Annotated in this window: 7 protein-coding genes and 2 pseudogenes; 1 reads left to right on the top strand and 8 read right to left on the bottom strand. The window is 43.0% G+C overall.

What is annotated here, in order from left to right; genetic code table 11:
• The 3 genes and pseudogenes from AC075L_RS16065 to AC075L_RS16055 all read right to left on the bottom strand — a co-directional run.
• Nucleotides 1-2,609 (bottom strand): Ig domain-containing protein (locus AC075L_RS16065; protein ID WP_476387901.1); only part of this gene is annotated, 2,609 nt, incomplete at its 3' end.
• Between the two features lie 188 nt (nt 2,610-2,797).
• Nucleotides 2,798-3,767, bottom strand: a pseudogene (locus tag AC075L_RS16060) (Gfo/Idh/MocA family protein).
• Nucleotides 3,764-3,892, bottom strand: a pseudogene (locus tag AC075L_RS16055) (DUF6783 domain-containing protein); the annotation flags it as partial. The pseudogenes AC075L_RS16055 and AC075L_RS16060, both read right to left, overlap by 4 nt.
• Here AC075L_RS16055 and AC075L_RS16050 point away from each other — a divergent pair.
• Nucleotides 3,842-3,976 (top strand): DUF6783 domain-containing protein, encoded by a 135-nt coding sequence (locus tag AC075L_RS16050; protein ID WP_320055372.1) that lies wholly within the window; start codon nt 3,842-3,844, stop codon nt 3,974-3,976. The pseudogene AC075L_RS16055 and the gene AC075L_RS16050 overlap by 51 nt on opposite strands.
• Before the next feature lie 44 nt (nt 3,977-4,020).
• Here the strand turns inward: AC075L_RS16050 and AC075L_RS16045 are convergent, their stop codons facing one another.
• The 5 genes from AC075L_RS16045 to AC075L_RS16025 all read right to left on the bottom strand — a co-directional run bounded on the left by AC075L_RS16045 (nt 4,021) and on the right by AC075L_RS16025 (nt 6,689).
• Nucleotides 4,021-4,218 (bottom strand): alpha/beta-type small acid-soluble spore protein, encoded by a 198-nt coding sequence (locus AC075L_RS16045; protein ID WP_022380942.1) that lies wholly within the window; start codon nt 4,216-4,218, stop codon nt 4,021-4,023.
• 148 nt (nt 4,219-4,366) lie between these two features.
• Nucleotides 4,367-4,552: a PspC domain-containing protein gene (locus AC075L_RS16040; RefSeq protein WP_008706626.1), complete on the bottom strand. Its 186-nt coding sequence runs from the start codon at nt 4,550-4,552 to the stop codon at nt 4,367-4,369.
• Between the two features lie 132 nt (nt 4,553-4,684).
• On the bottom strand, nt 4,685-5,668 hold the full coding sequence (locus AC075L_RS16035) for a DUF4097 family beta strand repeat-containing protein (protein WP_227194255.1): 984 nt from the start codon (nt 5,666-5,668) through the stop codon (nt 4,685-4,687).
• Nucleotides 5,665-6,372: a DUF1700 domain-containing protein gene (locus AC075L_RS16030; RefSeq protein ID WP_227194253.1), complete on the bottom strand. Its 708-nt coding sequence runs from the start codon at nt 6,370-6,372 to the stop codon at nt 5,665-5,667. Before AC075L_RS16030 ends, AC075L_RS16035 begins: the two co-directional genes overlap by 4 nt.
• A complete protein-coding gene (locus tag AC075L_RS16025) occupies nt 6,369-6,689 on the bottom strand; it encodes a PadR family transcriptional regulator (protein ID WP_020993548.1) in 321 nt (106 codons plus the stop codon). Before AC075L_RS16025 ends, AC075L_RS16030 begins: the two co-directional genes overlap by 4 nt.
• Nucleotides 6,690-7,240: the final 551 nt, after the last annotated feature.

Here is a 7,240-nt window from a genome sequence, read left to right as displayed (position 1 = left end):
CCTGCAAGGTAGTAGACTCCGGGCTTCACATTTTTAAAGACCACCGTGGTTTTTGTCTGATTTTTCTTTGTGTAAGCATAACTGCTTACACCAGTATAGCTGCCATTATCAGATTTGGAAACTTTCTTTGCCAGTACCCAGTCTGTTCCATCACAGGACTTTGGAACAGTAAACGTCACCGCCACGTTTCTTTTTGTTCCCTGTCTGGAAACCTTAGCTGATTTAACAGCAGGTTTTCCTGTTACAAGGCTTGTTTTTACAGTTACCTTCCTGACCTCTGCCCATTTACTGAGCACTTTGGTATTGCTCCCATTCAGATATTTATAAGCATGTACGCCAATATACCACGTTCCTGCCGGTACGCCCCGTAAGATAAGCTCTTTACTGCTTCCGGAATACCCACTCTTTACCTTTATATAATCCGATGGTTCTTTTCCGTTCTTACTTCTGGCAGCAACAACATCGTAACCGTCCGGTTCCTCACCCTTGCTGTTAAGTACTATTCTGACATCATTTTTCTTCACCTGCACCTTCTGAACCACAGGTGCGTCCGGAGTCTTTGCCTTTACCGTAACCGGAACCCCGTCTGACCATTCCCCATATTCCATAACATGGCTGCTGTTCTCTTTATATGCCCTGCAATAAAGACTATGTGTTCCCTCCGGAATATACTTCAGCTCAGGATATTGATTCAGTTCAGAATTTGTAATTTTTGTCTGCGCAGTATAATTCCCCTTTTTCAGATCCTTCTGAGATTTCGCTGTCACAAACTGATAGCCGTCCGCTTCATTGGAAAGATCTCTCAGATAAAGCATTGCATAATTTGTGATCACTCTGGTCCACCGCGTATCAATAACTGGTCTGTTTAATGTCTGATAAGCATCCACCTGTACCATTATCTGTACGGCAGTGTCCAGCCCTTCATTATTTTCATCCTCATTCAGTTCCAGAGATCCGTTGACCAGAAAACTTTGAGCTGCCTTGCTTTTCGGATCATAAGCACAATTCTCCACATCCCACTTCACAGACGCAGAAAATGTTGTTTTCTCTCCATTCACCTCGGCGCCATAGACTTCCAGCGAATTCGGCAGATGCAAAGCATCAGCAGTTTTTTCTGCACCATTGGTAATTCCGGTCACAGGCGCAACAGCATCTGCCAGTCCCTGATAAGTCCGGTCTCCTACAATAAAAGAATTATACAGATTCTGCGTTGTCAGGTGTTCTCCTGCCACTGTTTTCGCAGTCACAGTCACCTGAAAACTATATTTTCCCACCGAAAGCCCCAGTTTGGGCCAGAGTCTCAGTTCTGTGCTCTCCCCAGGTGCCAGATAAGCATTTCCAGATAATAACACACTACATTCTTTACTACGGTTAAAAGACAGCTTCATATCTGTATCAGTAACATTTTTCAGAATATATGTCTTTGCTTCCGGAAGTGTCTTATAGCCCCACTGCATTGTCGGAAAACCCCCGGCAGACTTTTCAGTAATTTCCAGCTGCTTCTTTTCTGTCGGATTCTTCTCTCTGTTCATTGTAACATGAAGAGGATATCTGCTTCCGTCATCTGCGAGAAATGCAAACGATTCATCATAAATTCCGTATTCCTGCTTCGGCAATATATAAAAATAAAGTGTTTCTCCCGGTTTCAGCAGCTTTTTGGAATCCTGTTCCTCATAATCTTCTGTCCACTTTGCCATCTGATCATCCACTTCAAAATTCTTAAGACCAGAAGTATCTATCCGTATTCTGGTTTCCTTTTTTCCTGAATTTCTGACCACTACATACTTCTCCACACGAAATTCCGGGTCATAGAAATCGCTTTCTGTAAATTCTTCTTCTGTACCTGTTTCTATACTCAGCTCATAATCTTTTTCAGAGGAAGCTCCCACAATTACTTTCAGAGTAACCTTACAGGAAGCACCCTCTTTTGTCTCAAATGTCACTGTCTCTTCATAATTTCCGGCAGGCAGATCCTTCTTATCATCAATGTCCACAGCCGCACAACTTCCGGGCTGCATTTCTTCATCCGTATTTGTATCGAAAATCGGTGCGTAGGAAAAATCAAAATATCTGCTCTGCGGAAAATCAGAGAGATGAAGCGAATCTGTTCCTGCATTATAAAGAAATAACCGCTTACGTGACTGTTCTCCCTCTGCATGAATTCCCAGATCGATCAAAGCAGTACCTGATGTCAGCTCATACTGCTTTATAACAGGTTCCTGCTCACGCTGTGCAACATAAAGGCTCAGTTCCTGTGAAGAAACTCCAATACCATTGTCCGCCTGTACAGTAAAGCTGAAACTCCCTTCCTCCTGCGGTGTTCCGCTGATCACTCCCCCGGAAGACAACGTAAGTCCCGCCGGAAGCTCGCTTCCCTCCTCCAGACTCCAGTTCACATCTGTATCAGCTTCAAGCTGTACCTGATATTCCGTTCCAATCTCTCCATCCGGCAGAACCATATCTGTCAATATGGCAGGAATACTCCCCGTTCCATCACTGAAAGATTCTCCCGCCGAAAAAACTTCCGCCCCACATACTGTTAACGGAGCTGCTGCTGTCATAATTGCCGATAAAAAAACTGCTGTAAAAATTTTGTAATTACTTTTCATTCTTCTCCTCCAGATAATAAAATATAAAAGTATCAATTTACCTAATTAATATACCACTGGACGGAAATGTTTCTGTAATTACGAAATGATATGTAATCTAATGGTCATGAATATCAGAAAAGCCAGTAATGTTTCGGGTATATGTCAAAAACATTACTGGTCTTTTTTATAAGATTATTCCACACTTTTTATTCGATACAGGGAATCTCATAATTCCAGGATTTACGGATGTCATCCATGATTTTCATAATCCTTATTGTTTCCGCATGAGGCATTTCCGGACACTCCAGTTTTCCTTCCTGGATTGCTTTCATGCAGGATTCTACCTCATATTCATATCCTGAGATTTGTTCCGGCACAACATAAGAAGCCACTTCTTTATGTTCGGTATCAAACACTGTAATCTTTTCCGGATTATTGATATTCTGCACCTGCATATATCCTCTGGTTCCGAAAATACTTCCCATTCTGTCTGAGATTTCTCTTGCTCCACACTGAAGGGTTGCCATGCGGTCTCCCTCAAACACCATGGCAATGCTATCCAGAATATCCACTCCATTCTGAAAGATTGCAGTAGCCTTTACATCCTTTACCTTATCGCCAAGCACCATGGAGGCAAAATTGATTGGATATACGCCTACATCCAGAAGAGCACCTCCTGCAAGCTCCGGTTTACGGATACGTTCCACATGACTTACTGTATAGCTGAGATTCGCCGTAACTGCGGTAACTTCGCCGATCACACCACTTTCAATAATATCGTTGATCAACTTTCTGGACGGCATATATCTCGTCCAGATTGCTTCTGTGATCAGAAGCTTTTTCTCTTTTGCAAGATCAAATAATTTCTGTGCCTGCTCTACATTTACAGTAAATGCCTTTTCACAAAGCACATGCTTTCCCGCTTCCAGACACATCTTTGCATGCAGATAATGGTGTGAATGAGGAGTTGCGATATAAACCAGTTCAACCTCATCATCTGCCAGCATTTCCTCATCAGGATCCATATGCTTTTTTTACTTCATATTTCTGTGCAAATACCCGGGCACGTTCCAGATCACGGGCAGCAACCGCATACGCCTCCACATCTTTCATTCCTGCCACTGTTTTCGCCATAGTAGAAGCAATGCCTCCTGCTCCCAGAATACCTAACTTCATTTTATTGTCCTCCCATATTTCTTCGCTACTCCAGAGCGTGTCTGAAAAAGGCTTTCTGCAAGATGTGCGTCACAATTTGTAGGAGATTTTGTTCGAATAAGGGCGTCATAGCGGGCTACGACAACCGAATTCGGGCAAAATATACCGCAAAATGGGGCGTGCAGATTGTGGGAATGATTTTTCAAACACGCTCTAATACCTGTTCTTAATTTTACAGCATCATCGTCCGGAGAACAAGCTTATTCCATATTATTTATTTTTTCAGTTTCTCTTTTTTTCGTTTCGTCATCAACCCTCCGATCCGTCCGGTCTCTTTCGCAGACAGACTTTTCCATCCATCACTCAATACCCTGTCCAGCAGTCCCATTTCCTCTGCAATTTCATACTTCATTCTGACCTCCGGCAATAATTCTCCATCAAGATAAGCTTTTATTTCCTTCTCTTTATCCAAAACAGCCCACACTCCTTTTCTTTGGAGTATGGGCTGTTTTCTTAATTTTTATACTGTATTTCATTCAAACGGATATTCGCAATCCGCTTCGCTGCCTGCCTGATTCGGTTAAACTTCTGTCCATTACAGATTGGATCCTGAGATTCTGTTATCTTTTGGGAATAATAATTGCCGCAATGATATATGCCCAGATTCCCGCACCGCCAAAGCAGGTAAGGATCACCCATGCCAGACGCACCAGCGTAGGGTCAATATCAAAATATTCTGCGATTCCTCCACATACACCGCAAAGCATACTGTTTTCTGATGATTTGTATAAACGTTTGTCACCCATGTTCCATTTCCTCCTTAAACCCAGATTAGTCGAGCAGATAAAATCATCCGCTTCGCTACCTACTCTACACCGAATGACTTCCTGATTCGGTTAAATACTACTTTTATTTCTGCACGTCAGAGTATATACTCTTCAGGATATCTGCAAATCTCTGTGCTCTTTCCCGGAGAAATCTACTGATATATTTCCCATACCGCACTCCAGATCCAGTTTCCTGTCTGCACCTTTATTGGAAATGGTTTTCTCCCGTCCAAGTCCACTGTAGGAATCAGAACCTACATCCAGATTTCCCACTCCACATTCCAGATCATAATTATAATCCTCCTGCGTACCGGTCAGTGTCAGATCCAGTTCACCCAGACCACATTCTCCATCTGTCTTCCTGGCGCTCAGATCTGCAAATGTCATACTTCCGGTTCCGATTTCCAGATCTGCCTCCCTTGCAGTCACCGGATTCTTACTTTCAAATTCCCCGGCTCCCATCTCCACACTCAGCTTCTCTGTCTCAATATCTCTGTTCAGATAAACAGTACCTGCACCCATCTCAATCTCCAGCTCCTGAAGCTTAACATCTTCCGGATAGGAAATATGCACCTTTCTGGTTTTAGACAGTTTTTTCGTGCTTCTGACCTTAAGAGTATCCGAACTCTCCTTCACTGTCACATTCTTCCCACTGTCATCATAAACTCTGACACAGAAACTGTCACCCTCTTCCAGAATCAGCTCATCGTACTTCAACTCTATATCCAGCTTTGTGGGCTGATACTTCAACTGATATACAGTGCCATCTTCCTCATTCTCATCAACAGCGCGGGCATAATCCTCACTGTCGTCACAGTCGTCGCTGTCGTCATAATCATCGCTGTCATAGTCATCGCTGTCATCATAATCATAATCGTCATAATCATCATCGTCATAATCATCATCGTCATCATAATCATCGCTGTCATCATAATCATAATCCCCGTCTGCCACCAGAAGCACCCTTTTCAGGCTTTTCACCCCTGTCAGTTCCGACATACTGGCTCCCATAACACCACCGGCAGCTGTCAGCCCGATTCCCACAGCACCAAAAATCCCCGCTGCGATCAACATTCCTTTTGTAAACTTCTTCATTTAACCTCCTCCTTTCTTTTTCTGTAAAGCAACCTGTTAAAAAAGTCGGTAATCTTCCGAAACCATTTCGGCACAATGTGTACTGCGATGCTGATCAGTCCTAATATCATAAGGATTGCCATAGCAATCATCAGACATCCAATTCCTATGGTCAGGATCCCGGTTCCGGTCATTACAGCCAAAAGCCCTGCTCCAGCCACAACAGCTGCAATTCCGCCAACCAGTAAAGCCATAGCACCTATGCCCAATCCAACGATCAGCCAGAACGGAAGCAGTAAGATTCCAACTACAAATGTCAGAATCCCACCAACAGCCCCCTTAACAAAAGGAGAAATAAAAACCAGCAGGATCACCGCAAGGATCAGCACCGCCTGATTCCCCTTTCTGAAAAAACGCTTCCCTGTTCCCGACTCTTCTCCATATTTCTCAGGCATCTGTCCTCTCTCTTTAGTCCGGGCATCCTCATAGCCATGCTCCGTATATTCTCCATACTCATAGCCTCCTGCCGAACCTTTCAGATCCGCCTTGATGATCGCTGCAACCTTCTCTGGACTTCCAAGTTCCCTGAGCACCGAAGCTTCATTCTCAGCTCCTGCATCATCGAAATAACTATTATAAAAATCAAGGGCATCCTGCCTCTCTGTCTCGGAAATATCAGCAAGCAGCTTCTCCAGCTCCTGCATAAACTGCGCCCTGTCCATCATCCTATTCCTCCCTCAAACATCCCGCTTATCTTGGATGCATAAATTTTCCATTCAGCTTTATAAAACTCCAGCTGCGCAGCACCTCTGTCCGTCAGCTTATAATAACGCCGGTTACGTCCTGCATACGCCATATCGTAAACCTCCAGACAATCATCCTTCTGCAGCCTCCTGAGCACCGGATACAAAGTAGACTCCGAAACATCCAGAACTCCACGCACATCCTGCGTGATCTTATACCCGTAAGTCCCTTCCTTCTCCTTAGAAACAACCGCCAGAACAACCGCATCCAGAAGCGCAGCACCCGTATTAAAAACCATATGCTCACTCCCTCGTTTCAATTATGTTCTGTACAGACAGCATCATCTCTGCAATCCAACCTTAGAGCATGTCTGAAAAATGCTCCAGACTATACCAAAGGTAAACGCCATTTCACATCTGATACATTGATTCCATCCTGTTCACATACTATACAGAACATCAATATTGTTTTGTTAACGATATTATATGATGTATAATATCATTTTGTCAATACTATTTAGCAAAAATCATTTATACTTTATAATCATATTGACACCTTTACTGAAAATACCTCCTTAACGTCTTCCGGTTCACTATAGCGATCCTCATGAATAATGCATTTAAAAGCATTGCCATATATCAATTTCTTATTTCATAAATTACTGCAAACAATCCAGTCCATCATAGAATGAAGTCCTGCTGAACTGTCTTGATTGCATTATTTTATTAAATTGCTATAGTATTTCATAAACTTAATATTCCATAAACCTCACGTTATACTACAGTTATTTTCAGTAAACAGCGCAGGAAAATATATCTGTCTGAGTGCATTTGCAGGCATCTTAGATCT

The organism is Blautia sp. ZXY-1-B12, from assembly GCF_056339915.1.
This window is presented reverse-complemented; position numbering and strand designations above follow the sequence as displayed.

Coding starts and splice junctions, on each gene's coding strand:
- AC075L_RS16040 (WP_008706626.1), bottom strand. CDS start 4,552: ATGGGTGACAAACGTTTATACAAATCATCAGAAAACAGTATGCTTTGC.
- AC075L_RS16035 (WP_227194255.1), bottom strand. CDS start 5,668: ATGAAGAAGTTTACAAAAGGAATGTTGATCGCAGCGGGGATTTTTGGT.
- AC075L_RS16030 (WP_227194253.1), bottom strand. CDS start 6,372: ATGATGGACAGGGCGCAGTTTATGCAGGAGCTGGAGAAGCTGCTTGCT.
- AC075L_RS16025 (WP_020993548.1), bottom strand. CDS start 6,689: ATGGTTTTTAATACGGGTGCTGCGCTTCTGGATGCGGTTGTTCTGGCG.